The organism is Limosilactobacillus fermentum, assembly GCF_013394085.1.
GTDB lineage: Bacteria > Bacillota > Bacilli > Lactobacillales > Lactobacillaceae > Limosilactobacillus > Limosilactobacillus fermentum.
In genome coordinates this window covers 667,293-693,267 of record NZ_CP040910.1, presented here as the reverse complement: position 1 = coordinate 693,267, position 25,975 = coordinate 667,293, and the positions used below count along the sequence as shown (strand labels likewise).

At 52.4% G+C, this 25,975-nt stretch carries 25 protein-coding genes and 1 other annotated feature; of the genes, 3 read left to right on the top strand and 22 right to left on the bottom strand.

What is annotated here, in order from left to right; all coding sequences use genetic code 11:
• Positions 1-118: 118 nt before the first annotated feature.
• The 16 genes from ileS to FG166_RS03350 form a co-directional block, all read right to left on the bottom strand.
• On the bottom strand, positions 119-2,911 hold the full coding sequence (gene ileS / locus FG166_RS03425) for an isoleucine--tRNA ligase (RefSeq protein WP_003682116.1): 2,793 nt from the start codon (positions 2,909-2,911) through the stop codon (positions 119-121).
• A gap of 59 nt (positions 2,912-2,970) precedes the next feature.
• Positions 2,971-3,185, bottom strand: a binding site (T-box leader).
• 19 nt (positions 3,186-3,204) lie between these two features.
• Complete coding sequence (locus FG166_RS03420; RefSeq protein ID WP_003682117.1) at positions 3,205-3,891, bottom strand: DivIVA domain-containing protein; 687 nt, start codon at positions 3,889-3,891, stop codon at positions 3,205-3,207.
• A 24-nt stretch (positions 3,892-3,915) separates the two neighbouring features.
• Positions 3,916-4,701 (bottom strand): YlmH family RNA-binding protein, encoded by a 786-nt coding sequence (locus FG166_RS03415; protein WP_014562260.1) that lies wholly within the window; start codon positions 4,699-4,701, stop codon positions 3,916-3,918.
• A gap of 10 nt (positions 4,702-4,711) precedes the next feature.
• Complete coding sequence (locus FG166_RS03410; RefSeq protein WP_003682120.1) at positions 4,712-4,990, bottom strand: YggT family protein; 279 nt, start codon at positions 4,988-4,990, stop codon at positions 4,712-4,714.
• On the bottom strand, positions 4,987-5,457 hold the full coding sequence (locus FG166_RS03405; protein ID WP_003682121.1) for a cell division protein SepF: 471 nt from the start codon (positions 5,455-5,457) through the stop codon (positions 4,987-4,989). The genes FG166_RS03410 and FG166_RS03405 overlap by 4 nt, the downstream gene beginning before the upstream one ends.
• Positions 5,458-5,495: 38 nt before the next feature.
• Positions 5,496-6,785, bottom strand: a complete 1,290-nt coding sequence (ftsZ, locus tag FG166_RS03400; protein ID WP_003682124.1) for a cell division protein FtsZ — start codon at positions 6,783-6,785, stop codon at positions 5,496-5,498.
• 26 nt (positions 6,786-6,811) lie between these two features.
• The gene (gene ftsA / locus FG166_RS03395) at positions 6,812-8,194 is read right to left on the bottom strand and encodes a cell division protein FtsA (RefSeq protein ID WP_003682126.1); all 1,383 of its coding nucleotides are present in this window, start codon (positions 8,192-8,194) and stop codon (positions 6,812-6,814) included.
• A gap of 143 nt (positions 8,195-8,337) precedes the next feature.
• Complete coding sequence (locus tag FG166_RS03390) at positions 8,338-9,183, bottom strand: cell division protein FtsQ/DivIB (protein ID WP_003682127.1); 846 nt, start codon at positions 9,181-9,183, stop codon at positions 8,338-8,340.
• 16 nt (positions 9,184-9,199) lie between these two features.
• Positions 9,200-10,306 carry an undecaprenyldiphospho-muramoylpentapeptide beta-N-acetylglucosaminyltransferase gene (gene murG / locus FG166_RS03385; RefSeq protein ID WP_003682130.1) on the bottom strand — a complete coding sequence of 369 codons (1,107 nt, stop codon included), beginning with the start codon at positions 10,304-10,306 and terminating at the stop codon, positions 9,200-9,202.
• Positions 10,306-11,682 (bottom strand): UDP-N-acetylmuramoyl-L-alanine--D-glutamate ligase, encoded by a 1,377-nt coding sequence (murD, locus tag FG166_RS03380; RefSeq protein ID WP_012390998.1) that lies wholly within the window; start codon positions 11,680-11,682, stop codon positions 10,306-10,308. Before murD ends, murG begins: the two co-directional genes overlap by 1 nt.
• Before the next feature lie 27 nt (positions 11,683-11,709).
• Positions 11,710-12,669 (bottom strand): phospho-N-acetylmuramoyl-pentapeptide-transferase, encoded by a 960-nt coding sequence (gene mraY / locus FG166_RS03375; protein WP_003682135.1) that lies wholly within the window; start codon positions 12,667-12,669, stop codon positions 11,710-11,712.
• A 36-nt stretch (positions 12,670-12,705) separates the two neighbouring features.
• Positions 12,706-14,862 (bottom strand): penicillin-binding protein, encoded by a 2,157-nt coding sequence (locus FG166_RS03370; protein WP_003682138.1) that lies wholly within the window; start codon positions 14,860-14,862, stop codon positions 12,706-12,708.
• On the bottom strand, positions 14,862-15,230 hold the full coding sequence (locus tag FG166_RS03365; RefSeq protein ID WP_003682140.1) for a cell division protein: 369 nt from the start codon (positions 15,228-15,230) through the stop codon (positions 14,862-14,864). The genes FG166_RS03370 and FG166_RS03365 overlap by 1 nt, the downstream gene beginning before the upstream one ends.
• Before the next feature lie 18 nt (positions 15,231-15,248).
• Positions 15,249-16,193, bottom strand: a complete 945-nt coding sequence (gene rsmH / locus FG166_RS03360; RefSeq protein WP_003682143.1) for a 16S rRNA (cytosine(1402)-N(4))-methyltransferase RsmH — start codon at positions 16,191-16,193, stop codon at positions 15,249-15,251.
• A gap of 14 nt (positions 16,194-16,207) precedes the next feature.
• Complete coding sequence (mraZ, locus tag FG166_RS03355; protein ID WP_003682145.1) at positions 16,208-16,639, bottom strand: division/cell wall cluster transcriptional repressor MraZ; 432 nt, start codon at positions 16,637-16,639, stop codon at positions 16,208-16,210.
• A gap of 141 nt (positions 16,640-16,780) precedes the next feature.
• On the bottom strand, positions 16,781-17,122 hold the full coding sequence (locus FG166_RS03350) for a hypothetical protein (protein ID WP_015638729.1): 342 nt from the start codon (positions 17,120-17,122) through the stop codon (positions 16,781-16,783).
• Positions 17,123-17,243: 121 nt separating this feature from the next.
• Here FG166_RS03350 and FG166_RS03345 point away from each other — a divergent pair, with 121 nt between their 5' ends.
• On the top strand, positions 17,244-17,360 hold the full coding sequence (locus FG166_RS03345; protein ID WP_021815855.1) for a DUF4044 domain-containing protein: 117 nt from the start codon (positions 17,244-17,246) through the stop codon (positions 17,358-17,360).
• 134 nt (positions 17,361-17,494) lie between these two features.
• On the opposite strand, the gene FG166_RS03340 is transcribed toward FG166_RS03345, so the two are convergent.
• From FG166_RS03340 to FG166_RS03330, 3 genes are all read right to left on the bottom strand, one after another.
• A complete protein-coding gene (locus FG166_RS03340) occupies positions 17,495-19,804 on the bottom strand; it encodes a DNA translocase FtsK (RefSeq protein WP_003682149.1) in 2,310 nt (769 codons plus the stop codon).
• 9 nt (positions 19,805-19,813) lie between these two features.
• Complete coding sequence (locus FG166_RS03335; RefSeq protein ID WP_003682151.1) at positions 19,814-20,320, bottom strand: tRNA (cytidine(34)-2'-O)-methyltransferase; 507 nt, start codon at positions 20,318-20,320, stop codon at positions 19,814-19,816.
• A 171-nt stretch (positions 20,321-20,491) separates the two neighbouring features.
• A complete protein-coding gene (locus FG166_RS03330; protein WP_003682153.1) occupies positions 20,492-21,346 on the bottom strand; it encodes a methyltransferase domain-containing protein in 855 nt (284 codons plus the stop codon).
• A 111-nt stretch (positions 21,347-21,457) separates the two neighbouring features.
• Between FG166_RS03330 and FG166_RS03325 the strand changes: the two genes are divergently transcribed.
• Positions 21,458-22,486 carry a lactonase family protein gene (locus FG166_RS03325; protein WP_035430808.1) on the top strand — a complete coding sequence of 343 codons (1,029 nt, stop codon included), beginning with the start codon at positions 21,458-21,460 and terminating at the stop codon, positions 22,484-22,486.
• Between the two features lie 56 nt (positions 22,487-22,542).
• Here FG166_RS03325 and FG166_RS03320 read toward each other — a convergent pair whose 3' ends face one another.
• The 3 genes from FG166_RS03320 to yjbM are packed head-to-tail and all read right to left on the bottom strand — an operon-like array spanning position 22,543 to position 24,937.
• Entirely contained in the window at positions 22,543-23,433 is an 891-nt protein-coding gene (locus FG166_RS03320; protein ID WP_003682157.1) for an RluA family pseudouridine synthase, read from the bottom strand.
• Entirely contained in the window at positions 23,433-24,242 is an 810-nt protein-coding gene (locus FG166_RS03315; RefSeq protein ID WP_003686313.1) for an NAD kinase, read from the bottom strand. Before FG166_RS03315 ends, FG166_RS03320 begins: the two co-directional genes overlap by 1 nt.
• Before the next feature lie 14 nt (positions 24,243-24,256).
• Complete coding sequence (gene yjbM, locus FG166_RS03310) at positions 24,257-24,937, bottom strand: GTP diphosphokinase (RefSeq protein ID WP_003682160.1); 681 nt, start codon at positions 24,935-24,937, stop codon at positions 24,257-24,259.
• Between the two features lie 162 nt (positions 24,938-25,099).
• Between yjbM and FG166_RS03305 the strand changes: the two genes are divergently transcribed.
• The gene (locus tag FG166_RS03305) at positions 25,100-25,726 is read left to right on the top strand and encodes a DsbA family protein (protein ID WP_015638724.1); all 627 of its coding nucleotides are present in this window, start codon (positions 25,100-25,102) and stop codon (positions 25,724-25,726) included.
• Positions 25,727-25,975: the final 249 nt, after the last annotated feature.

The window sequence follows — 25,975 nt, the reverse complement described above, 5'->3', positions numbered from 1 at the left end:
CAACGCAAAAACCGCCCACACCCGTCATCCGAGCGCAAGCGGTTTGTTGTACGGAGCGCTCAACGCTGGTTTGCCCAACGTCTTTCGTTCCTATTTTACACCAGTCACCAGGTAGCGACTACTTTTCTAAGCCTTCTTCAACCGTTTGGGGGAAGTTTTCCCGTACTAACTTAGCACAGCGGGCACAGAGTTGCTGGTAGGCCGGATCGGAGCCAACGTCTTCCTTGGTCATCCGGCAACGATCACACACTTCACCCTTGGCCGCTTGAACTAAGACGGCCGCATTATCACTGAAGCTTTCGGCTTCTGCTGGTGCCTCGCTAGCGTCGTGAACGCTCAGCGCTGAAACCCCACACAAGAGTCCCGCATCGGTCCCGAGGTCAGCTAGTAATTCTTGTTGGGAAGCCGTCAGGTACAGGTCGGCGCTCGCTTCAAGTGACCGACCAATCAACTTAGCGTTACGGGCTTCTTCCAAGCACTTAAGGACGTGGGAACGTAATTCCATGAAGCCTTCCCACTTTTCAAGCAGGGCATTGCCATTTTCAAACGTCCGGGCTTCCGGAATTTCCGTTAACTGAACGAAGTCTTCCGGTTCATCCATGTAGGACCACACTTCTTCAGTTGTGTGCGGCAAGATCGGCGTCAACAGCTTGGTCAGGCCGCTAAGAATTTCGTAGAAGGTCGCTTGCATCGAGCGGCGAACGTGGGAGTCTTCCGGTTCGATGTACAAGACGTCCTTGGCCACGTTCATGTAGAAGGATGACAGGTCGTTGTTGACAAAGTTAATCAAGTGCTTGTAGGCGTTTAAGAAGTCGTAACGATCGAACTCATCACGCATCCCGGCCAGGAAGCGATTGAAGTTAACCGTCATATACTGATCAACGGCTTCGCGCTTTTCGTAGGCAACAAAGTTCTCCGGTCCAAAGTCGCTGGTGTTCGCCAAAAGGAAGCGGAAGGTGTTCCGCAACTTCCGGTAGGATTCGGCGATTTGTTGCAGGGTTTCCATTGACACCCGCACGTCGGCGGAGGTGTCGGCCGACATTACCCAAAGGCGGATGATTTCGGCCCCCATTTGCTTAACCACCTTGTTCGGGTCAATCACGTTCCCTAAGGACTTGGACATCTTCTTACCGCTCTGGTCCAAGGTAAACCCTTGGGAGAGGACGGACTTGTACGGGGCGTGCCCAGAAACGACCACCGAGGTGATCAAACTAGAGTTAAACCAACCCCGGTACTGGTCGGAACCTTCCAAGTACATGTCCGCCGGGTAAGTCAGGTAATCGCGTTCGGCTAACACCCCTTGGTGCGACGAGCCGGAGTCAAACCAGACGTCCATGATGTCGGTTTCCTTGGTGAACTTGCCGTTCGGGGAGTGTTCAGAGGTGAAGCCCGCTGGCAAGAGGTCCTTGGCTTCCCGATCGAACCAGACGTTGGAGCCGTATTCCCGAAAGAGGTCGGAAACGTGGTTGATCGTTTCTTCGGTCATGATTGGCGTGCCATCTTCGGCGTAGAAGATCGGCAACGGAACCCCCCAGACCCGTTGACGGGAGATCACCCAGTCACCACGGTCCTTTAACATGTTCCGCAAGCGGACCTTCCCCCAAGTCGGGTAGTAGGTCACTTCGTCAACGGCCTTTAAGATTTCGTCGCGCATCTTGTCGATGGAGACAAACCACTGATCGGTCGCCCGGAAGACGATCGGCTTTTTGGTCCGCCAGTCAAACGGGTAGGAGTGCTCTAAGTCTTCTTCTAAAAGCAGGGCGTCGTGTTCCTCTAACAGGCGCAGGGAAATATCATCGGCGTCTTGGTAGAAGACCCCGTCAAATTCCGGCCCGTTTTCGGCGGTTAGTACCCCTTGGTCATTCATTGGGGCAAAGATCGGCAGGTTGTACTTCTTCCCGAAGTTGTAGTCATCATCCCCGTAACCAGGTGCGGTGTGGACCAACCCAGTCCCGGCGTCATCAGTGACGTAATCAGCCAGGCCAACTAACAACTCACGGTCAATGTATGGGTGCTTGGTGGTCATCCCTTCCATTTCGGCACCCTTAAAGGTCTTGACCACCTGGTAGTCGGTCCAGTTAAACTTCTGGGCTAAATCGCCCAGCAGGCTAGCTGCGACCACGTACTTACGGTCACTGCCGCTCGGTTGAACCAGGGCGTATTCGAAGTCAGCGCTGACGGCAACCGCTTCAGAGGCCGGGATCGTCCATGGCGTCGTTGTCCAGCCCACCAGGTAAGTATCGGAATCGAGCAGTCCCTTGCCATCCTGAACCTGTTCGGTGAAAAAGGCGGTCTTCGCAACGACATCGTGATATTCAACTTCGGCCTCGGCCAGGGCGGATTCGGAAGACCAAGACCAGTAAACCGGCTTCTTAGCTTGGTACAAGAGTCCCCGCTTAGCAAAGGCACCAAAGACCTTGATCTGGGCCGCTTCAAATTCCTTGGCCAGGGTCAGGTATGGGTGATCCCACTCCCCGGCAACCCCGAGGCGCTTAAAGCCCTTCTTTTGAATTTCGACTTGCTCCAAGGCGTACTTTTGACACAGGTCCCGGAACTCAGTTAAGCTCATCTTCTTGCGGTCGTAGCCAGCCTTAGTCAGTTGGTGTTCAATCGGCAACCCGTGGGTGTCCCAACCGGGAACGTACGGAGCCCGGTAGCCGGTCATCGACTTGTAGCGAACGATGAAGTCCTTGGAAATCTTGTTCATAGCATGACCAATGTGAATTGGCCCGTTGGCGTATGGAGGGCCATCGTGAAGCACAAAGCTTGGCTTGCCCTCGTTTAACTTTTGTCGTTGTTCATAAACCTTGTTTTCTTCCCACAGCGCTTCTCGCTGCGCTTCCGTTTCCGGGAGCCGTCCCCGCATTGGGAACTTGGTCTTACCAAGGTTTAAGGTGTCTTTAACGCGCATCTTAAATCCCCCTTCTCTGGTTAAAATCCAACGCTTAAAAACAAAAAGCGTCTCGTCCGCAAAGGGACGAGACGCACTCGTGGTACCACCCAAATTTCAAAAGGACTGCTCCTTTTGCTTTGTCATTTGGTAACGGTCATGAACCGGTGGTCCTTACTCGCTTCAGTACCACGCTCTGGGATGATTTGCTTGAAGGTCTTGATACCGGTCTTGCACCAACCACCGGCTCGCTTAATCGTCGACGTTTCGTACGGGTTCCCATCAATGCTTTTAATCGTCGTTTTAATGTTCGCCTACTTGCTTTCCCCGTCCGGGAAGATGACGACCGTCTTAGCCGCAGCCGGTTCCGCTGCGTTTGACGGTGCCGGTGCTTGACTACTCGGTTGTTCTTCGGCTATTGGAGTAGATTCTACACTGCCCTCAGAATTTTTGTCAAGATTGGATCCTAAAATCTTTTCGATTTCATCGTATTGGGAAATATCATCGTTGGCCAACAGCTCGTCCCATTCGCTTGACTTAACGACTTCCAGTTGGGATTCCAACATTACCTGCAGGCGCTGACGGAAGATCCGGGTTTGCTTCTTCAAGTCATTGGTTTCCGTGGTCAACTTCCGGGTGGAAGCAGCAGCCCTTTCGATCACCAAGTTAGCCTTTTCGTTAGCGGCCGCCACAATGTCAGTCGCCTGCTTTTGGGCCTCGCGAACCGTAATCTCGGCTTCCTTTTTAGCGTTGTTTTTAACCTTATCGGCCGCCTCTTGAGCCACCAAAATGGATTTGTTCAAGGAGTCCTTTAAGTCGGCAAAGTATTTGAGCTTCTCTTCGTTGGCCCGAACTTCTTCTTGCAATTCCCGGTTTTGGCTAGTTAGTTCCGCCACCGTTGCCGCTACCTCATTTAAAAAGGCCCCGACCTCAGCTTGGTTGTAACCGCGCATTTTCGTATCAAATTTCTTGCTTGTAATGTTTTCCGCTGTTAATGCCATTCTAGTTCCTCCAATCGCTGTCCACTATGCATGGATGACGGCTAACCGAATTCTAGTGCGCTCGTGACGGTTTTGCCCAAGCTCCTCTTGCACCTTAATCCGGCCGCCGTGCCGAACCGAAATCAAGTCCCGGCTAGCTAACTCATAATCCGGACGGTCAATTTCTTCCCAATTAACCCGGACCTGACCGCGTTCAATCAGTTGCTTAGCCCGGTTTCTTGAATAATTAAAACTGGCCGCCACCACGGCATCCAAACGTAAGGAAGCGACCGTGGTGACGAGTTCTTGCCAATCTTCTTGCGGTACCCGGGCCCCTTGCAATTCCCGTTTTTCTAAGCGCACCTTTGCTTTACCGATTGACGTTACCTGTTCAATCAGGTAGTCACTTAATTGTCTTTGTACGATAATCTGCCAATGCTCATCACTTGCGATAATGTCACCAAAGGCCCCCCGCTCAACTCCGGTTGACAAAACCGCTCCCATTACCTGTCGATGATGAAGCTCCGCGAACTTTTGGGGGTAGTTAATTTCTAACAGCTGTAATTCGAAATCGTCTTCCGTCGGCTGGTAATAAGCTGGGTAAGCTAAACCACGCTGCATTTCGGCGCCCGGATAAGCGCCTTTAAAGGCCACCTTGACCTCGTCTTGACGATTGGCAATTACCCGCATGATATAACGTTGCCGGGGGTTTAAAAAGGCGGTCAGGACCGGACGGTATTGGTCGCCGGCCGTGGTCAGCCAATCATTAACCTGGTCAATAAACGGGGCTTCATCCGCCCGGAAGTGCTGCTTGACGTTCACCTGCTCCATCATGCTCCCCCTACATTAAGTTGATTAAGATTTGCCCAACCATTTGAACCCCATACTGGGCAAAATAAATCACAATCAAGGCCACCATCGGGGCAAAGGAGATCCCGCCCAGTGGAGGAATAACTCGTTCAAAAAAGTTTAGGTACGGTGCCACTAGCTGGCTTAAAAAGCGGCCTAGTGAGCTATCCATGGCCCCCGGAAACCAGGTTAACAGGCACCAGATCACAATCAGTAGGCTATACAAACTCAACAGGCGGCTAAGCGCCCAAACAATAAAGGTAATAATCAATACCGGTCTCTCCTATCATCCAACCCATCACTAGAAAGGGTCGGGGCTAATTTCCCCGAGATTTCGAAGTTTTGGGGGGTGCACAAGAAAATTTCTGCGTCAATCCGTTCGATCTTTCCGCTAATGGCGTAGGTGGCGCCCTTCATGTACTCGACAATCCGGAAGGCAACCTTTGCGTCCATCTGATCAAAGTTAACAATGACGGCGTTGCCATTTAACAGGTGGTTGACGATTTCCTTCCCGTCCCCGTACACCCGTGGTTCAACTAGCTCAATCTTGCTAGACGAATTTGGTTGCGGAGCCACCCGGGCGTTATTGATCGAAACGACTTTATTTGAACGCGTTGGGGCCGGAGTCGGCACCGGGGCCGGGGCTTGTTGAGCCGGCTGCTGATCTTCGTAGTAGTCGGCCGTCTCTGGTTCATCGTCGACCACCCCAAAAAGGTTGCTAAAAAATTTACTTGCCATGGGCCATTCCTCCAGTCATTCTCTATTTTCGGTTCGTGTTACTTGCGGCGGTTCTTAAAGAAAGCCGGGGTAGAGAGGTCTTCCCCCCCGTCATCAACGTTAGACAGGTTGTCATCTTGGACGCTAAAGGTTGGCTTCTTGACGTGGTTAAAGCTATTCGGCCGGGCGCCACCTTCTAGTTCGTTGCCGAGGTCTTCGTTCCAGTTTTGGAACGGGTCATCGGTGGTTGCGAATTCCGACGTTGGGGCCGGGGCGGCACTAGCCTGTGGTTGTACCTGAACCTGTGGTTGAACCGGGGCTTGACTGACCGGCTGTGCGGCCGGCTGACTTACTTCTTCAACTGGCTTTTCGTCGCCCTGCTTGGTCTTGTCGATCCCCGTTGCAATTACCGTAACGCGGATTTCATCGTTTAAGGTTTCGTCAATGGCCATCCCAAAGGTAATGTCGACGTTGGTGTTAGCGGCTTGACGAATTACGCTAGAGGCGTCTTCGGCTTCGGTCATGGACAAGTCCTTGCCCCCCGTCACGTTAACCAGCACGTGTTCAGCCCCATCGATAGAAACTTCCAGCAGCGGTGAAGAAATCGCCCGCTTGGTGGCTTCCTTGGCCCGTTCGTCACCGCCGGCGGCCCCAATCCCCATCAAAGCGGCCCCTTGGTTGGTCATCGTGTGACGAATGTCAGCGAAGTCCAAGTTAATGTAACCAGGGTTAGTGATCAAATCAGAGATCCCTTCCACCCCTTGGCGGAGAACGTCATCGGCTTCCTTAAAGGCTTCCATCATCGGCGTCTTCTTGTCGATGATTTCTAACAGGCGGTCGTTGGAAACCACGATCAGGGTGTCGACGTTTTTCTCCAGGTTCTCTAACCCTTCGGCAGCTAACTTGGCCCGCCGCGTCCCTTCAAAGGAGAACGGCCGCGTTACTACCCCGACGGTTAAGGCACCGGAGTCCTTGGCAATCTTGGCAATTACTGGTGCGGCCCCGGTCCCGGTACCCCCGCCCATTCCGGCGGTAACAAAGACCATGTCGGCCCCTTCTAAGGCCTTGGTGATGTCTGATTCACTTTCTTGAGCGGCCTTGGCCCCAACCTCTGGGTTTGACCCGGCCCCCAGGCCCCTGGTCAGCTTCGGCCCCAGGTGTAACTTAGTCTTGGCGTGGGAACCCTCTAAGGCCTGCAGGTCGGTGTTGGCAACGATGAAGTCAACCCCTTCAACATTTTCGTTGATCATTTGGTTGACGGCGTTCCCACCACCACCACCAACCCCGATTACCTTAATCTGGGCCTGGGTTGGGTGTAATTGATCGAATTCGTTGGTTGCGTTATCCATGACTGTTTCCTCCGTCGTTATCAGTGTTAATCAAAGAAGTTGTTAAAGAAGTTCGAAAACGGATTCTTCTTTTTCTTCTTAGTTGGTTGGTTGTCTACCGGTTGTTCTTGTGCCTGAGCTTCCGGTTGACTTGGCTGTGGAGCGGGCCGACTCGGGGCCGGACGCCGGGTTGGTTGCGGTGCTGCACTGGTTTGGGCAGCTTGTTGCACTACCTGGTGAACCACACTGGCAAAGTTGCCCTCTTGGTGTACCGTTTCCTTTAGGAGTTGGTCGACGTCACGCAGGTCATCTTCGTATTTGCACAGGGCAATGGCCAGGGCAAAACTTGGGTGCCGAACCCCCATTTGGTCGGGAATGTACACCTTGACGTTGCCATCGTAGTACTCACTAGCGATTTCTTTAATACCAGGTAAAATGGCGACCCCACCCAGGAGAACCACGCCCCCTGGTAGTTGCGGGGCGTTAATGGACTGAAGCTTCTTTTGGGACCGTTCAAAGATCTGGCGGACCCGGGCCTCAATCACTTCGGCTAAGTACTTTTCGCTGTAATTGACCGGCTGATTTTTCCCGACCACGTCAACGGCCAGTTGCACCTCATCGCTAGCCTGGCGTGAATCAGCGTAGCCGTGATCACGCTTTAGTTGCTCGGCGTTTCGCTGGGAGGTATTTAAGACCGTTGAGATGTCGTGAGTAATCAAGTTTCCCCCTTCTGGGTCCACGTAGGCAAACTTGAGTTGGTGGTCGTGGATGATGCTGGTCGTGGTTTGACCACCGCCGAGATCAACCAAGACCGTCCCGAAGTCTTGTTCCCCATCACTCAATAATTCAAAGCCGGTTGCAATCGGGGCTACCACCAAGTCTTGGATCTGTAAGCCCGCCAAGGCGACCGCCTTTTTGGTGTTGTGGACAATCGTCTTAGGGCCCGAGTACATGGTGGCCCGCAACTCTAAGCGGACCGCCACCATTCCCCGGGGGTCTTCAATCTTGTTAAAATCATCAACCGCAAAGTCACGCAAGACAAGGTCAATCACTTCCCGCTCTGGGGGTAGGTTTTGGGTCATTGCGGCCGAGGCAACGTCAATGACGTCCTGATTAATGATTTCGCGTGGTTGACCCTGGTTGGCCACTGTAATCATCCCGTGGACCTCGGTCATTTGCAGGTAATTCGCCGGTAAACCAACAATCACCTTATCAATCTTAATGCCGGATTTCTCGGTTGCCTGACGAACCGCCGCTTGAATGGCGTGGGCCGTCTTTTCGATATCGACAATCACGCCCCGACTAAGCCCACCAGCCGGTTGCGTGCCAACGCCTACAACCCTTAGTTCGCCCTTAACGTCCTCGCAAACGAGGGCCTTAATCGAGGTGGTTCCAATATCTAATCCTACGTAGATGTGTGAGTCGTTCATTTCTCCCGGAACCTCCTAAAAATATTTTAATTAAAAGTAAGGGAAATCCCCTTTAGTTTACACTTTTAGTTAGTCTAAATTTTACCACAGAAAGTCCTTGTCCAAAAACCCCTAGATTGTCAAAAATGAATCCGGTTCCGGACTTACTTACTTTGATCGCCATAAGCATACGAGTAGGCACCGACTTGTAAGTCGATCACCCCCGCCGTATTCATATTGGTGACGATCGACGGGTAGTAATTCATTTTCTGCGCTAAGGTCGAGGCATTGGCTAACACGGTATTACCATCGTTCATGTAAATCTTTAACCGTTCGTCATCCGTACTTGTCGGGCTATAAGCAACTTGGGAAATTCCCTGACGAATTGTCGCCGACAACTGACCAACTTGTTTGGCCGTTTCGGTCAGCATTTCCTCGTGCTTGGCAAACCCGGCGTAAGTAATGAAGTTCGTCAGGTTGTTACTAATCTTTTGGTACTTTCCGGTCGAAAGCAAGAGTTCTTGGTGGCCGTTATGGGTTACGATTCCAATCACCGGGTTTTCCACCACGTGTACCTTCACCGACCGGGGGCCAACGAGGCTCACCCGGATGCTTTTGACCTGTAAATTATTTTGCTGCGCCTGCTTGGAAACCGCGGCTTGGTCAAAAACCAGGCGCCAGATGAAGGCACCAGCTTTAGCACCACTGGCGGCTTCCACTTGCTTTGCGGTCAGGTCCTCATTGCCAACCACTTTAACCTGGTTGACCTTAGAAAAGGGTGAAACCACGTAGATCATCGCCAGTAAAACGATGAAGAAGGGGATTAACACGGTCAAGGCCCGGCCCAAGTTACTCTTGATTTGATAGGCCCGTAGCTTAGGGAGCCCCTTTTTAAGCCCCTGGTGGCGCTTTTTAAACCGGTCACGCCCATCAATCACGCTCTGAGCTTCTAGCGTCGCCAAGCGATCAGCGTAGCGGCGGTGCTCCCGGTTATCACGGTGATTGGCCATGTTCCCCTCCTCCTTTCTACTTCTGGTGGTCTGCGATCGCCTTTTTCAAGACGGCGATTAGTTGGTCACTAGCGTCTGGATGACCAACCGCCTTTGAATTAGCCGCCATCTTTTGCCGGACGGCGGCGTCATTCATCAGGTGATTGGCTTGGGTAATTAAGGAACGCCCGTCTAATTGATCCTCTAAGATCATCAGGGCCGCCCCCTTTTTGACGAGGGCCTCCGCGTTTTTCACCTGGTGGTTTGCCGTCACGTATGGCGACGGGATCAGGATCGTCGGGATTCCCAGCGCCGTTACTTCGGCGATCGTCGTGGCCCCCGCCCGCGAAACCAGGGCGTCGACGTGTGGCAACTTGTCTGGCATGTCTTCAATGTATGGTACCACCTTAACGTTATCACCAATTGGTTGCCCCGCTAGCGCCCCCATAACGTCATCGTAGCGCTTCCGGCCGGTAGCGAAGATCACTTGGTAGGGCTGCTCGTTAAAACTTGGTAAGGCCTCAACCACGGCCTTATTGATTCGGGGCGCCCCTTGGGAACCACCAAAAATCATGATGGTGGGTACCCCGTCTTTAAGCCCGTCTTCGGTCCAGGAATAGGCCGAATTAGTGCGCTGGGCGACCTGTTGGGCCCGTGGGTTCCCCGTCATCGTCACTGACGACTTGGCAAACTGGCTCCGGGCCGCTTCAAAGGCGATCGCCACTTCATTCACGTAACGCGCTAAGAACTTATTGGTCACCCCCACCACGGAGTTTTGTTCGTGGATGACGGTTGGCACCCCCAGCTTGGCCGCCGCATATAAGACGGCCCCGGAAACATAGCCCCCGGTCCCCAAAACGACGTCTGGGCGAAAGTCTTTAATTAGTTTTTTAGCCTGGGCAACGGCCTTTAAAAAGAGGTAGACAGTCTTAACATTTTCGAGCGAAAGGCTCCGCCGGAACCCCTGAACTTCCATGGTTTCCAGCCGGTAGCCCGCCTGGGGGACAATCTTCGTTTCCAGGCCCCGTTTGGCCCCCACGTAAAGGACCTCGGTGTCTGGTTCCACCTGCTTCAACCGCTCAATTAGGGCTAAGGCCGGGTAAATGTGACCCCCGGTTCCGCCCCCCGATACCATTAAGCGCATTAGTTTTCCTCCTTTTTGCCGGTCAGTTGTTCAACGGCCTCAATGAACCGGTCCCCGCGCACCTCAAAGTTGGGGAACTGGTCCCAGCTGGCGTTAGCCGGGGAGAGTAAGATGACATCGCCCGGTTCACTAAGCCGCCAGGCCTCTGGCACCGCCGTCACCGCGTCCGTGCTTTCGACAATCGTCTTCACGCCAGCCTGCTCACCAGCCGCCTTCATCTTATCCTTGGACTCACCGAAGACAATTAAGGCCTTGACGTGCTCCCTGAAGTAAGGAACCAGTCGCTCGAAGGTGTAGCCCCGGTCAAGCCCCCCGGCAAGTAAGATGACCGGTTGCTCGAACCCTTGCAAGGCCACCTCTGTTGCCTCGATGTCGGTCGACTTGGAATCATTGTAAAAACGGCGCCCCTCGTAGTCCAACACGTACTGAAGGCGGTGGCGAACCCCGGTGAAGGTGGTCAAAACCCGGACGATCGCTTCGTTTGCGACCCCGGATAACTTGGCCGCCGCAATGGCTGCCAGGGCGTTTTCAACGTTTTGGGGCCCAATTAAGACCACGTCTTTAGCGGCCATGATCCGTTCTTGTCGCCAGTATAGGTCGCCGCCTTTTTGGTAGGCCCCCTCCTGAGACTTAGCGAGACGGGAGAACGGGACCACCGTGGCGTTGGTCCGCTTAGCTAGCTTTTGCCATTCTTCTTTATCCCAGTTGATGACCAGGTAATCGTCTTTGGTCTGGTTGCGGGTGATCCCCAGCTTAGCGTCAATATAGTTTTGCCGCGTCTTGTGGTAGTCCAAGTGGTTAGCGAAGATATTGGTGATCACGGCGATGTGGGGGCGGTAGGTTGGGGCGCCCAGTAGTTGGAAACTGGAGGCTTCGGTGACGATCGTATCGTCAGGACCTAGCTCTTCGGCCACCTTGGAAAAGGACACCCCGATGTTACCGGCGTACTCCACCCGGTGCGGGTTACCCATGGCCACCATCTGTTCAATCAAGGTCGTGGTGGTCGTCTTCCCGTTGGAGCCGGTCACCGAAATCAAGTGCCCCGCAAAGACTTGGTAACCTAACTCTAGCTCGGTGATAATGGGCGTTCCCTTCTTAACAAAGGCCGCCACTAACGGCGTATCATACGGGATCCCCGGGTTTTTTACCACCAGGTCAAAGCCTTCTTCGGCCAGGCTCAGCGGGTTAGAGCCGGTCACGGCCGTAATCCCCGCCCCTTCCAAGTCGGCGACCACGCGCGGGTCCTTTGGAACCTGTTGATCGTTAGCCACCACCGTTGCCCCCAGTTTTTGGAGGAGGTAAGCGGCGTTCAGACCACTAATTCCAAACCCTAATACCAGTACCCTTTTGCCTTTGTAATCATTAATTTGCTTCACAATCCGTACCTCAAACTCATCCAAGTATTATCCTAAAAACAAGATCGTCGCCACCGTAAGGGCGCCGGCAATTAAACCAACGAGCCAAAAGACCCTGTCAATTTTCCATTCGCTCCACCCCATCATTTCAAAGGTGTGGTGAATCGGCGTCATCTTAAAGAGCCGCTTGCCCGTCCGCCGGAAGTATGCGACCTGCAAAATCACCGACAGGGTCTCCAAGACGTACACGATCCCGATGATCAGAAGCGACCATTCGTGATGTAAAACCAGGGCGACCGCCGCCAGGCTTGCCCCTAACGCTAGTGATCCCATATCCCCCATAAAAATCTTGGCGGGCTTGTGGTTGAAGGGGAAGAAACCTAACAAGGTCCCGATCATGGCCAAACAGAAGAGGGCGACTTCAGTTTGCCCCTGTACTAAGGCTAAGACAAGGTAAGCAGCAAAGGAAATCGTTGCTAACCCGGTCACCAGTCCGTCTAGTCCATCCGTTAAGTTAACGGCGTTGGAGAACCCGACCATCCAAAAGATAATAAACAGGGCGTAAAACCAGCCCCAGTCGGTGAGCCCAAAGCCCATTTGAAAGCCCTCGTGTTGGTAAATGACGGCAAAAACCATTGCCCCCACTACCTGAGCTAAGAACTTTTGCCACGGCTTAAACCCTTCGTTTTGGTGGTTAAAGATCTTAATGGAGTCGTCCCACATCCCGATTAAGCCGTAAGCGATCAGGGTGAACAACAGGGCGCCTAAGGTACCATTCAGTTGGCCTTGCCAAGCCCCCACCCAGCCGCAGGTTAGTGCTGCTGACAAGATGAAGAGTAAGCCCCCCATCGTCGGGGTGCCGGCCTTTTTCTCGTGCCAGGTTGGGCCCTCTTCTCGAATCTGTTGGCCCTCTTTTTTCGCCCGGAAATAGCGGATCAAACTCGGCATTAACAAAAAGGTGATCAAAAATGCACTCACCAGGGTTAAGCCCGCTACCAAGATACTCATTAATTTGCCTCCAATTAAACGTTTTTCTTCTCTTTCTTACTTTCCCGTATAAGCAACCTTCAAGCTGTCGCCCGCCTTAACGGGGGTGCCCACGCTGATTGATTGGTTACTTGCGTAGCCGCTCCCGGTTAATGATAGTTTTAGCCCCATCATTTGTGCCAACTGGGCCACGTCTGCTTGTGACCAGCCAGAAACGTCTGGCATCGTCATTTCGCCGCTGGTCTTTAAGATCAAACGGCTGTTGATGATCGCCTCTTTACCAGCCGTCAACGACTGGGCGGTGATCTTTTTATTGCCACCAATCACGGTGACTTGCAACTTCTTTTTCGCCAGGCTTGTTTGCACCGTTTGGGCATTCTTGCCGACGTAGTTACCAACCTTGACTACCCCTTGTTGCCCCTCGGACTTGAGCTTTTCTTGGTCCAAAAGGTACTTGATGATCGGCGTTGAAATTGACGACAGGTGGGTTTCCGCCGCCTTAGTTAAATTCTTCGGCTTTTTCATCGATAGGTAGATGATGTACTTGGGGTTTTTAGCCGGGGCAAAGCCGGCAAAAGAGTAGATGTAATCATTCGTCCCGGTCTCGTAACCGTTTGTCCCGGCAATTTGGGCCGTCCCGGTCTTCCCGGCAATCCGGTACCCACTGACCTTATAGGACTGCCCAGTTCCGACCTTGTTGTAAATGACCCCTTCCATGTACTTACGGACCTGTTTAGCCGTCGAAGCGGAAATTGGGTGCCCCACCACGGTGGTTGACAGTTTCTTCACCGTCTTACCGGTGTTGGGGTCGGTCACCTTTTCGATCCAGTAGGGCTTAACCATTTTTCCGTTGTTGGCAATGGCAGTATAGGCTTGCATCAGTTCCATCACGTTAACGGTAATCCCCTGACCATAGGCGGTGTTGGCCTGTTCTAGCTTTCCCTTAAAGGTGGTGTAACCCGCCGTTTCGTTCCCCATGCCGTATACGTTGACCTTCTTTAGGAGGCCGAAGCGGCGGATGTATTTCATCCAGGTCTTGGCGCCCATGTTTTGTTCAACGTGGGCAAACCCAACGTTAGAGGAGCGGTAAAACCCCTCTTTATAGGTGATGGTTCCCCACCCACTGGTCACCCAGTCGGTGATCTTCCCCCCACCAAGGCTCCACGTTCCTGAGGTGTAAGTGGCGTTAGGGTCAAAGTTTCCGCTGTTAATGGCGGCTGCTAAGGCTAGCACCTTCATCGTCGAACCAGGTTCAAAGGTTTGCTGCGTTAATGCGTTGGTCCAAGAAGGGGTTTCGGACTTCATGTTTGGCCGTTGGGTGGCCGCCACGATTTTCCCGGTCTTGGCTTCCATCACGATGGCGGTAATCCCTTCTGCTTGGGTTTCCTTTTCCACCTTGGACACTAAGGTTTCCATCTGGTGTTGGACCTTATTGTTTAAAGTCGTGGTGATGTTATCCCCGTTTTCAACCTTACGCCCCTTCGTTGACGAATCAGCCAGTTGGTAACCATAAACGTCTTGTTTTACGGTTCGGTAACCATTCGTCCCGGTCAGCTGTTTGTTAAAGTACCCTTCTAACCCCATGTCCCCCACTAACTGGGTGGTCCCGGTTTTGGTGTTGGTTTTTAACGTGGTCATCCCGAGCAGCTGGCTAGCAAAGTTGCCCTCGGGATATTCCCGGGCCGGGATTTGCGTGAAGTTAATCCCTGGTAGGTTTGCCTTTTTAATCTTTTCCATCGTGGCGACTGACAGGTTAGAGCCGGCCGTCCCAAACTGAACCTGAAAGATTCCCTTACTACTTGGCGAGAGGATCTTGAGAATCTGGGCTTCACTTAGGTCTAAGTACTTAGCTAACACTTTAGCCGTCTTCTTCTTGTTAGTGACGTACAGGGCCTTGCCGCTTGCCGAGCGGTAGCTGGAATCAATGATGGCATAAACGGTGTACTTGCTAGTGTCCGTGGCGATCGGGTTCCCGTCGGCATCGTAGACCGTCCCCCGCTTGGCTTGAATCACTTGCGAGCTAGTGTAGAGCTTGGCCGCCTGCGATTTTAAGTTATGGTTTTGAACATCCTTAAAGATGGCAATATAACTAAAACGAACGGTAAACAGAATGAAAATTATGGCCGCTACCAAAAAGAACCACATCCCAAAGGTCTTTCGGTTTCGCCTGTTCTCCCCATTTATCGTTCGTTTCTTTTGCTGGCGCTTATCCATTACTTATTAACGTTCCTTACACTAGCGCTCGTATCCGTTAACCCGTACTTAGCCGCCATTTTCTTTAGGTGCGACTGACTCGTTAACTCCCCAATTTCTTGTTGCTGACTAGTGTTTTGACTGGTTTGGGTCGTGATCTTTTGCTGGATCGTCTGTAAAACCTGTTGCCGACTGGTGGTTTGAATCTTGGTGGTGACTAAAGCGATTGTCATCCCGATCACCATCGCCACCGCCAGGACGATGGTTAACTTTTCAAAATTTGAAAAGGGGACCCGTCCCGGTTTAGCGGCCGGGCTAGGCGTCGGCTGCGGGGCCGGAATTTTACTCGGGGTTGGGGAGGTTAGTTGTCGTGCTGCGTTCGATGCCATGTTTTCCACTACCTATCTTTATTTAAGTCTTTCAATCACGCGAAGTTTAGCACTGTGCGCCCGGTGGTTAACCTTCAATTCGTCTTCGGTTGGGAGCACTGGTTTTTTGTTGATCAATTTAAAGTCGGGCTGGGCGTCCGCTGGAATAACCGGCAGGCCCGGCGGTAAGTCCGGTAAACTAGTTGCCTCTTTAAACATTGTTTTCACCAAGCGGTCCTCTAAGGACTGGAAGGTGATCACGGAAATCCGACCACCAACTTTTAAGAGCGCCAGGGCCTGTTCTAAAGAATCCTCCAGCGCCCCTAGCTCGTCGTTGACGGCGATCCGAATTGCCTGAAAACTCTTCTTAGCCGGATGCCCCCCGTGGCGACGAGCCGCGGCGGGGATCGCCTCCTTAACGATGTTGGCTAGCTCCATCGTCGTTTGGATCGGTTGCTTTTGGCGCGCCCGTTCAATGGCCCGGGCAATTTGCTTGGCAAACTTCTCTTCCCCGTAGCGGTAGAGGATCCGGACTAGTTCTTGGTATGACCATTCGTTAACGACCTGGTAAGCCGATAAGGGCTGGTCTTGGTTCATCCGCATATCCAATGGGGCATCGTGTTGATAGGAAAAGCCCCGCTTGGCATCATCGAATTGGGGTGATGATACCCCAAGGTCGTAAACGATCCCGTCAATTGCTGTGACTCCCTGATCAGCTAGGGCCTGCTTTAAGTTCCGGAAATTGGTCTGCATTAAGGTTAGTTTTCCCTCTTCAATCGCCGGGCCTAAGTTAGCTTGGTTATAGTGGATCGCCGTTTCATCCTGGTCAAAGGAGTACAGGTGACCACTGGTGAGTTGTTTTAAGATCTCGCCACTGTGACCACCACCACCTAACGTGGCGTCAACGTAGACACCCGCTGGCTGAATGGCAAGCCCCGCCACCGCTTCGTGAAGTAGCACGGTTACGTGGTTAAATTCTGCCATCTCGTTCCTCCTTTCTAAAAGCTAAGCCCATCAAAACCAGCTGCTAACTGGTCAAAATCGCTTGCTGCAGCATCCTGGTAACTTGCCCACCGCTCGGCGTCCCAAATTTCAAAGTGGGAGGCGACCCCAATTACAACACAATCCCGCTCTAAGTAGGCGTGTTGCATTAAGTTGGCCGGTAAGTTGACCCGCCCTTGTTTATCAAACTGACACTCGCAGGCCGCGGAATAAAAATACCGCACTAACTTACGGGCGTTCGCGTTGGTCGATGGTAAGCTAGCCAGCCGTTGTTGAACGGCTTGCCACTCGATTAATGGGTAGCCATATAAACAATGATCCAACCCCCGGGTGATAATGAAATCATCACCCAACTGGGAGCGGAACTTGGCAGGGATGATCAGCCGGCCCTTGTCGTCGATTGTATGCGTGTATTCACCCATGAACACGGCGTCTCACCCCCAAATTAAAAACTACACCAACAGTCTACCACATTCCCCCACTTCTCACCACGGGTACCAATAATTAATTCCTTAAGAAAAAGGAGTGGACAACAACCACCGGTCCCCCGGGTCATTTTCCACTCCTACTTAAACCACTGGTAGTCGGTTACCCAACAGCGATAGCACGAAGGCAACGAGCCAAAAAAACACCGTCAGTTGCCAAAAGCGCGGCCAAAACCGTTGGTACAAGAACTGGTGACTGGTCCACAACTGGTGGATCACCAGTCCAATTCCGATCAACATCCAAATAATCACTGGATAGGCAAACCAGTAAAAAGTCAGGTTGATTAGGCAACTAATTATTAATAATGTTGTCCAAACCCACAACAGGTGAACCGGCTTCTTTTGCCGACGAATTAAACGATTGACCAACCATTCAACCAGGCCATAGCCCACTAGCATCACCAATTCAGTAATAATGTTTTTCACGCGCACCGCATCCTCTCTTACAATCCCGTTAATTCTACCACACAATGGGCTCTAATTTGATCTTAACGACTAGGTTGCGGTACACTTAACGAAAAGCAAATGAAGATGGAGTGAACTTGTAATGCCAAAAAAGAAAACCCGCTTCCAAAAGATCACCATGGTCGCCGTTTGGCTGATGTTAATCGCCATGCTCGGTTCTTTGATCTTCGGGGCAATCGTTTCGTTAGGCTTGCTCTAGGCCTAGTCAACGAAGCAAGTGGGAAATAAACTAGAATACAATAAGGGGCTAGGAGAAACCGTACTTTCTCCTAGCCCCTTATTGTATTTACGAATGTTAGACAGAAAACGCGGCCAATAAGCTGAGGTTGTTTTTTATTCTTCTGGTTGCCGGTAGACCTCACGGGGTTTGGCACCGTTGGCTGGTGAAACGTAACCCCGCTGCTCCATTTCATCTAGGATTCGGGCCGCCCGGTTATAGCCAATCCGGAACCGACGTTGAATCATTGACGTCGAGGCCCGCTGCTGGTCGGTAACAAAGTCCAGCGCCTCATCAAACAGCGGATCCGTATCTTCCGCTTCCTGGGCCGCTTCCATTTCGGCATCGGACACCACCATCGCTTCGTCGTATTCAGCTGGGCGCTCCTCTTTAATGAAGTTGACGACCGCCTCAACGTCTTGGTCGGAAATAAAGGCCCCCTGAACCCGAATCGGCTTGTTCTTGTCGATCGGCTGGAAGAGCATGTCCCCGCGCCCTAACAGTCGCTCCGCCCCGTTAGCGTCTAAGATTGTCCGCGAATCCACCCCGGACGAGACCGCAAAGGCAATCCGGGACGGGACGTTGGCCTTGATTAGCCCGGTAATTACGTCCACGGAGGGGCGTTGGGTGGCGATAATCATGTGGATACCGGCCGCCCGACCCATTTGGGCAATCCGTACGATCGCGTCTTCAACGTCATGGGAAACCGTCATCATCAGGTCGGCTAATTCATCCACGACGACGAGAATCAACGGTAGCGGGTGGTGTTCATCGTCTTCTTCCTTAGTCACCCGTTGGTTATAGCCAGCTAGGTTGCGGATCCCAAAGGCGGCAAACAGCTCGTAGCGGCGTTCCATTTCCGCCACTACTTTAGCCAGGGCCCGGGCCGCCTTTTTGGGGTCGGAAACTACGGGCGATAGCAGGTGAGGGATCCCATTGTAGACAGAGAGTTCCACCTTCTTAGGGTCAATCAAGAGCATCTTCACCTGGCTAGGCTTGGCCTTAAATAAAATACTAGTCAAAATGACGTTAATTGCCACTGATTTCCCGCTCCCGGTCGCCCCGGCGATCAAGAGGTGGGGCATCTTGGTCAGATCGGCGACCATTACGTCACCCGAAACGGTCCGCCCGAGTGGCACCGCTAGCGGTCGGCCATCGTTGGGGGTGGCCTCTTCTAAGGAGCGGAAGCCCACCGTGGCGATCTTTTGGTTCGGGACTTCAATTCCGACCAACGACTTACCCGGGATCGGCGCTTCGATCCGGATGTCTTTAGCCGCCAGGGCTAAGGCCAAGTCATCGGCCAGGTGGGTAATTTTCGCTACCTTCACCCCGACGGCTGGGCGAAGCTCGTACTTCGTCACGGACGGTCCTAAGCTAACATTTTCCACCGTGGCCTCGACCCCAAAGGATTGCAAGGTGTCTTGCAGGGTGCTGGTGTTTTCCTTGATTGCCTCCAAATCCTTGGTTTGGTCGGTAGGGGCCACCTCGGTTAAAAGCGTGGTTGGCGGCAATTGGTAGTCTTCGTCATCGCCTTGACCGTTGGCCCCGGCTAATTCCGGTTCCGCCCCCGCGTCGCTCGCTGGTTCGCTAGGCTTCGGTTGCCCCGCTACCATGATCTTAGGCGCAGGGGCCGGGCTCGGGCTCGGAGCAACGGCCGCTGCCGATTCGTTGCCTTGTGGTGGTTGATCGGCGATTGGTTCCGGCAGGTCCTTGTCCTCGGTCCTTGGCGAGGGGCGGTGGTCCTTAAAGCGTGCTAGCAGCCCCGATTGGTGGCGCTGTTGAACCCGGGACTTAATTGGTGCTTGCCGGGCCTCCTTTTGCTTGGCCCGGTACTTAGCAATGGCGGCGCTCACGAGGGTTGCCAACCCGTCAATCACACGGTGCCACGGGAGGTCGAAGAAAACGACGACCCCGACCAACATCAACAGCCAGGCCAACACTTGGGCGCCCAAATCAGCCACCAAATAAACGGTACCGCTATACAAAAGCCCCCCTAATAGTCCCCCACCAATCGCCACGGTGGTGTCGCCATTAATAATCGCTCGATTCAGGCTATTCCAAGTGGTTAATAAGTAATGACTATGGGCGTTTAAACTGTCAAACATCGCCACGTGCAGGGCCAATAAGAGGCCGGCGTAAAAGAGCACCGCCCCGCTTAACCAGCGGACCTTCACACGGGGGAAGCGTCCGTATAAAGTCAAGCCCAGGCAATAAATAATGGCCACTACCATCAGTTCCGGGGCCGTTTCCCCGCCGATCAGTTCAAATAACCCCATCACTAGGGTACCAATGATGCCTAGTTTAAAGAGGCCGACTAGCAAAATCAGGATCGCCAAAATCCCACTCAGGCTCTTGACCAACCGGTTTTGCACCTTGGGCTTGGCCTTTGCCCGCGGTCGGGTCGTTGTCCGTGCTTTGCGTGCCATAATTTCCCCCTACTTTAACTTATCAAATGGGTACTTGTGCACCCGGGCGAGGTTCGGGAAGCCTTGTTGGCGCAGGGCCTCATAAATCACAATTGCCGCGGTATTGGACAGGTTGAGCGCCCGGATGTTGTTGTCATCTTGAGGAATTCGGATTGCTTTTTCAGGATAACGGCGCATGAAACCCTCTGGCAACCCGGTCGTTTCCTTACCGAACAAGAAGTAGTGGTCCCCGGCGATGGTGTAGTCCACCTCACTATAATCGCGTTCGGCAAACTTAGAGGCGATGTAGAGGTGGTCTAGGTCAATTGAATCCAAAAAGGCCACTAGGTCATCGTGGTAAACCACCTTCACCTTGTCCCAGTAATCCAGGCCGGCCCGCTTCATATGTTTATCATCGGTCGAAAAGCCCAGCGGCTTAATGAGGTGTAAGACGGTATCAGTCCCCGCACAGGTTCTAGCAATATTACCGGTGTTAGCTGGAAAAAGGGGCTCAAATAATACAATGTGATTTGTCATCGTGAATCCTTTCAGCGTTTAAAATACAAAAAAAGCAGGGTCTCGGTGTAGCCACGGCGAAACGCTGCTTTAATGAAGTGCTCTTTAATAAATACCAACGATTGCTCGATGTCATCTACTAAATGATTTCTAAAGGTTATTTTAACACACTCGTTGGGGATTGCTAGTAAATTACGATCTTTTTTCGCCGACCAAAACGGTCACGTCCACCGTGACGTGAGTCAGTTGGCCAAGGTCCAGTTCAGCAATGGGACGGGCCTCCTTTCCCCAATGCAGCGGTGACATTTCAACCATTGCCCACCGAAGTTCGCTTGGCAACGGGAATTGGTAACGAACCGGGACCTGCTTAGCCCCCGGATAGTGGTGCATGAACAGGTCCACCACCGGTTGGTTATCGTATTCGGCGTGCCGACCCGTTTTTCCGTACAAGAGGTGGCGCAACTCTGCCAGGTAGCCGGAGTTGGGGATCACCTTGATTAGGGTCGCGTTAGGGGCTAAGACCCGGTCAAACTCCCGATAGTCAGACGGCGAAAAGAATTCAATCACGGCGCTAAACGCCCCCGCATTAAACGGGAGGTGACGCAGGTCGGCCACACAAAAGAAGCCCCCAAAGTCTAGCTGGGTCGCCAACTGGATACCCGCCTTGGAAATATCAAAACCCACCAAGGTGTCGTCTTCCTTGCGAAGCTTTGCCAACTGTAGGAGCGGGGTCCCTTCGCCAGTTCCCACGTCTAAGATGGTTTGCGACCCCACCGGCAATTGATTAGCTACCGCCTCAACCATCGGCATGAATAACCCCGCCTCTAGCAACCGGCGCCGCTCAGTCAGCATCGACCGGTCGTACTCATCATTGCTCTTTCCCTGCAAAAAGTACAAGAACCCGTGCTTGTTAAAATCGGTTCGGTGCCCGGCAGCGCAAACTAACGAACTTGCTTCCACCCGCAAGTCCTGATCGCCGCAAACGGGGCAGATAAAGAGACCCGGGTGGTTTTGCACCCACTGAATGGCCCGCGCAATTTTTTTCACTTTACTATCGATCCTTTCTACTAACTAGTTAGGTTGGCAACTGGTTTCCCCTAGCGTATTGAGGCGGTGACTGCTATTATTAGTGATGAAACTAACAAAGGAGTGACTATCGTGAACGAAGACTTTTTGATTGGAACTTACACTAGCAAGACTAGCAAGGGGATGTACGCCGTCACCTTGAATCACGACCACCAGCAACTGGAAAATGTCCGCCTCGTGGCTACCTCCCAAAAACCGGCCTACTTACAACAAGTCGGCGACCGGGTTTTCGCCATCAAGCAAGACGGTGACCTGGGGGGCGTGGCCTCTTACCAATTAAAGGATGGTCAAGCCGAATTAATCGACCAAAAGCTGGGGGCGGGGGCGCCACCGGCCTACGTGGGTTACGACCAAGACCGGAAGTTGCTATACAGCGCCAATTACCACAAGGGAACGGTAACGGTCTTTAAGGTTGCTTCTGACGGCACCCTGACCCAAACCGATGAGGTGACTCACCAAGGCGAATGTGGGCCGAAGCCGGAACAAGACGCTCCCCACGCTCACTATGCCGACTTGACGCCTGACAAGCGCCTGGCCGTCTGTGACCTAGGAATGGACCTAGTGGTCGTTTATGACGTTAGCGACGACGGTAAGCTCACCCAAGCATCCCGCTACCAGTCAGAGGCTGGCTTTGGGACCCGGCACCTCGTCTTCCACCCCAACGGTCAAGTTGCCTACGTTTTGGGTGAACTGAGTTCCAAGCTGGAAGTCCTTAAGTACGACGCTGAAACTGGCAGCTTCAGTCACGTCCAAACCGTTGCTACGATTCCGACCGATTGGACCGCCCACAACGGGGCCGCCGCCATTCACATCTCTTCGGACGGAAAGTTCGTGTACTCCTCTAACCGGGGAGAAAACACCCTGGCCGTTTTTGCCGTCAATGATGACCTAACCCTGAGTCACATTCAATCAATCACCACGGCTGGTGACTTCCCACGTGACTTTGAACTGAGCCAAGACGAAACCTTCCTGGTTGCCTCCAACCAAAATGGCGATAACTTAACCCTCTACGCTCGTGACACCACGACCGGTCAGTTAACCTTACTTCAACAAGATGTTGCCTGCCCAGAACCCGTCTGCGTTAAGCAGTGGGTTAAATAAGTCCACCTAAGACATGCCAAACCCCCACCGGTTCCCTTCGAACTAGGTGGGGGCTTTTAGTTTAACCACTCATCCTCAGCCCGCTGAAAGTCCGTGGGCAGTGGGGCGGCGACGGAAATTACCTTCTGCTTAAAGGGAGAGTAAAAACTAACCCGTTGACAATGCAAGGCTTGACGGGGCATCCCAAAGCCAGTCCCGTACATATCGTCTCCCAATAGGGGATGGCCCAAAAAGGAAAAGTGGACCCGAATCTGGTGGGTCCGGCCCGTGTGTAAGCGGACTCGTACCAAACTAGTCGTATCTGTCACCCGTTCACACCAGTATTCGGTTGCCGATGCCTTGCCATCCGGAGCCACCAACCGTTTCACAAAGGAGTCCGGATCCCGGCGGATCGGGGCGTCGATGTAACCATGACTTACGGTTAACCTCCCCTGCACCATTGCCAAGTACTCTTTTTTGACTTGGCGGGCCTTCAGTTGGCGGTCTAAGACTGCGTGGGCGAAGCGGTGCTTTGGAAAAACCACTAGCCCCGACGTATCCTTATCCAAGCGGGTTGCCACGTGGGTCACTTGATTGGGGTAATTTTGCCGTTGGTAATACCCCTTGACCCGGTTGACCAGGCTGTCTTGGACGGCGACGTGATGGGCAGGAACGGTGGCCACGCCGGCCTCCTTGTTAATCACCAAAAAGTCTTCATCCTCATAAGCGATTTCAAAGGTTTGGTCACTGACCGTGATGGTGGGATTAGCCGGCTCATTAGGAACCACTAAATAAACCACGTCGCCGGGCTCAACTTGGTCAATGGCCCACGCCACCCGATCATTGATCCTCATCTGACCGCCATGGAAGATGGCCACCTTAAGTAGCGAATTAGTCACCCCAAAGGAGCGAAAGACCGACCGTAACCGACGTGGTTGCTCGCCCAAGTAGTGCCACTTAAATTCCATTAGTAGGTCTCCCCGATAAAGGAATTCTTCACCCGCATGAAGAAGTTATTGTGGCGGTACTTGGCAAAGTGAATTTTTTCTTTGGCCACCCGGTAGGTAATTTCTTGGAGGTGCCAATCATCTTGCCCTAACATCATCTGTTCTCGGTCGCAGGTTAAAACGGCCGAGGAATCATCACGCAAGCGGAAGGTCAGTTTAGCATCGGTGCCAAAGATGACCGGCGACCCTAACGTTCGGAAGACGCGATTATTTAAGGAGGCCATTTCGGCTAACTGGAAGCCAATGATGTTGGGATCCATGATTGCGCCGCCCGCTGATTTGTTGTAGGCCGTTGAACCGGTTGGGGTGGAGATACACAGTCCATCACCCCGGAAACGCTCAAACAGCTGATCGTTAACGTAAACGTCGCACACCATTGTTTTAACAATGTTACGCAAAGTAGACTCGTTTAGGGCCACAATGTGTTTGACCCGTCCATCGCTCATCGTTGCTTCCATGTCTAATAGTGGGTAGGCCACCGACTGGCCGCTATCGTTTTGCAGGCTCTTTAAGAGTTCTTGAACCTCATAATTGCGCCAATCGGTGTAAAAGCCCAGGTGGCCGGTGTGGATCCCCACAAAACGTACTTGATCAAGTAGGTGTTGGTAACGGTGAAAGGCCGACAAAAGCGTTCCGTCGCCCCCGATGGTAATGACGATGTCTGGGTGATCCTCGTCATACTCGAGTGGGGTCCCTTGAATGCCATCCAAAATGGCTTGGCGAACCCGCATTGATTCGGTTGATCGGTATGTGTAGACTGCAATCTTCATCTCTTTTATGCCCCTTAAGCTTGGTGATTATCATTTTGTTCTTCCTGGTCACGGCCACTGGCCCGTTCCCAACCGGAAGACTTCCCGTAAGAAAAGAGGTTTTGCGCCTCTTGGATCTCTTCTCTGATTTCAGACATTTCTTGGTCCAGTTTAAACGCCGCCGCGGCCGCCCGTTGCAAGCGATCAGCCAGTTTCGTCGGAAAGTCACCCTGGTACTTATAGTTCAGGGAGTGTTCCACGGTGGCCCAAAAGTTCATTGCCAGCGTCCGCACCTGAATTTCGGCTAAGATCTTCTTTTCACCGGTGATCAACTGAACCGGATACTCAATTACAATGTGGTAAGAGCGGTACCCGCTTGGTTTAACGTTAGTTACGTAATCGCGCTCCTCTAAAATCGCAATATCACCGCGTTCACGCAGTAGGTCCACCACCGCGTAAATATCTTCAACGAACTGGCACATGATACGTAAACCCGCAATGTCTTGCATATCTTGTTCTAGCCGGTCTTCTGAAACGTGACGACGAACCATCTTTTCTTTAATGCTATCTACGGGTTTTACCCGTCCAGTGACAAACTCAATGGGTGAATGTTGGGCGCTCTCTTGGTATTGCTTGCGCATTCCCCGTAGTTTGACCTTTAACTCGTTAACTGCTTGTTGATAGGGCAACAAGAACGCATGCCAGTCTTCAATCATTTGATCCCCTCCGTAGCTATCAACTATTCTATCATAACGGCTCCGTTAGTCCCAAAAATGATGCTAGCCAAACCTGATTACTTTACAAGTTTTGCTAAATTTGCCAAAATAACAATATTAAAGGGGCTTTCCCCGAAACCTAATGATTGGAGGTACCTACCGGTGCTTGAAGTATCTTTATTTGTCAACCCGCTAGGGACCCGGTGCTTTAACTGCGAACAAGACCTGTTGCGAGCTGACCACCAACTACCCGACCTCGATTTAACCTTTAACTTCATTCCGCTCGTCAATATGCACACCATCGAACAGACCCTACGTCTATATAACGTTGCCCCCACCTTGGCCAACCGCCAACGGGTTTCTGCCACCCTCTACCAGGTTACCCTCGACTATAAGGCCGCTTTGTTTCAGGGACGCAAGCGGGGACGCCAATTCTTATTGGGGCTCCAAAAGGCATTAATTGACGAGGGACAAAACTACAGCGCTGACCTCGCCTACCAGATCGCTAAAGACAACGGACTCGACCTAGCCATGTTTATGGAAGACCGACAGGGTGAACTCAGTCAACAAGCCTTTAAAGACGACCAGCGGATTGCTAATGAACTGGGGGTCGCCGAATCAACCACCGCCGTCATTTACGACAGTAACCATCCCGATTACGACACCTTAGTTCACGATTTTGACTACGCAACCTTCCTCGAGGCGGTCTCGCCCACCAAATTCAATCATTCCCACCAACGCTTCTTTCGCCGCACTCGGCAGGGGCGCCCTAACTTTAGAACTTATTAAGTTAATGGCGATCGAGAGGCATTTGTCAAAAATAAGCCTAACCTAACCCGTCCTACTTAAAAACGATTTAAAGATCGGGTAATCGTGGTATGTTAAAAGAGTGAAGAAATTAGACCTCCACAAGGGACCTCGAGTCCGCGTACCGGTAATGGTACTCAGTATGGGACTTAATAGATATTTGAGGGTTTTATTCATGCAAACCACCATCGCGACCCTATTCATTTTTGGATAAGGTCGTTTTTGTTTTGC

Bases quoted from the DNA above. Each gene is read 5' to 3' on its own strand.
- ileS (WP_003682116.1), bottom strand. From the start codon at position 2,911: ATGCGCGTTAAAGACACCTTAAACCTTGGTAAGACCAAGTTCCCAATG.
- FG166_RS03420 (WP_003682117.1), bottom strand. From the start codon at position 3,891: ATGGCATTAACAGCGGAAAACATTACAAGCAAGAAATTTGATACGAAA.
- FG166_RS03415 (WP_014562260.1), bottom strand. From the start codon at position 4,701: ATGGAGCAGGTGAACGTCAAGCAGCACTTCCGGGCGGATGAAGCCCCG.
- FG166_RS03405 (WP_003682121.1), bottom strand. From the start codon at position 5,457: ATGGCAAGTAAATTTTTTAGCAACCTTTTTGGGGTGGTCGACGATGAA.
- ftsZ (WP_003682124.1), bottom strand. From the start codon at position 6,785: ATGGATAACGCAACCAACGAATTCGATCAATTACACCCAACCCAGGCC.
- ftsA (WP_003682126.1), bottom strand. From the start codon at position 8,194: ATGAACGACTCACACATCTACGTAGGATTAGATATTGGAACCACCTCG.
- FG166_RS03390 (WP_003682127.1), bottom strand. From the start codon at position 9,183: ATGGCCAATCACCGTGATAACCGGGAGCACCGCCGCTACGCTGATCGC.
- murG (WP_003682130.1), bottom strand. From the start codon at position 10,306: ATGCGCTTAATGGTATCGGGGGGCGGAACCGGGGGTCACATTTACCCG.
- mraY (WP_003682135.1), bottom strand. From the start codon at position 12,669: ATGAGTATCTTGGTAGCGGGCTTAACCCTGGTGAGTGCATTTTTGATC.
- FG166_RS03370 (WP_003682138.1), bottom strand. From the start codon at position 14,862: ATGGATAAGCGCCAGCAAAAGAAACGAACGATAAATGGGGAGAACAGG.
- FG166_RS03365 (WP_003682140.1), bottom strand. From the start codon at position 15,230: ATGGCATCGAACGCAGCACGACAACTAACCTCCCCAACCCCGAGTAAA.
- rsmH (WP_003682143.1), bottom strand. From the start codon at position 16,193: ATGGCAGAATTTAACCACGTAACCGTGCTACTTCACGAAGCGGTGGCG.
- FG166_RS03345 (WP_021815855.1), top strand. From the start codon at position 17,244: ATGCCAAAAAAGAAAACCCGCTTCCAAAAGATCACCATGGTCGCCGTT.
- FG166_RS03340 (WP_003682149.1), bottom strand. From the start codon at position 19,804: ATGGCACGCAAAGCACGGACAACGACCCGACCGCGGGCAAAGGCCAAG.
- FG166_RS03335 (WP_003682151.1), bottom strand. From the start codon at position 20,320: ATGACAAATCACATTGTATTATTTGAGCCCCTTTTTCCAGCTAACACC.
- FG166_RS03320 (WP_003682157.1), bottom strand. From the start codon at position 23,433: ATGGAATTTAAGTGGCACTACTTGGGCGAGCAACCACGTCGGTTACGG.
- FG166_RS03315 (WP_003686313.1), bottom strand. From the start codon at position 24,242: ATGAAGATTGCAGTCTACACATACCGATCAACCGAATCAATGCGGGTT.
- yjbM (WP_003682160.1), bottom strand. From the start codon at position 24,937: ATGATTGAAGACTGGCATGCGTTCTTGTTGCCCTATCAACAAGCAGTT.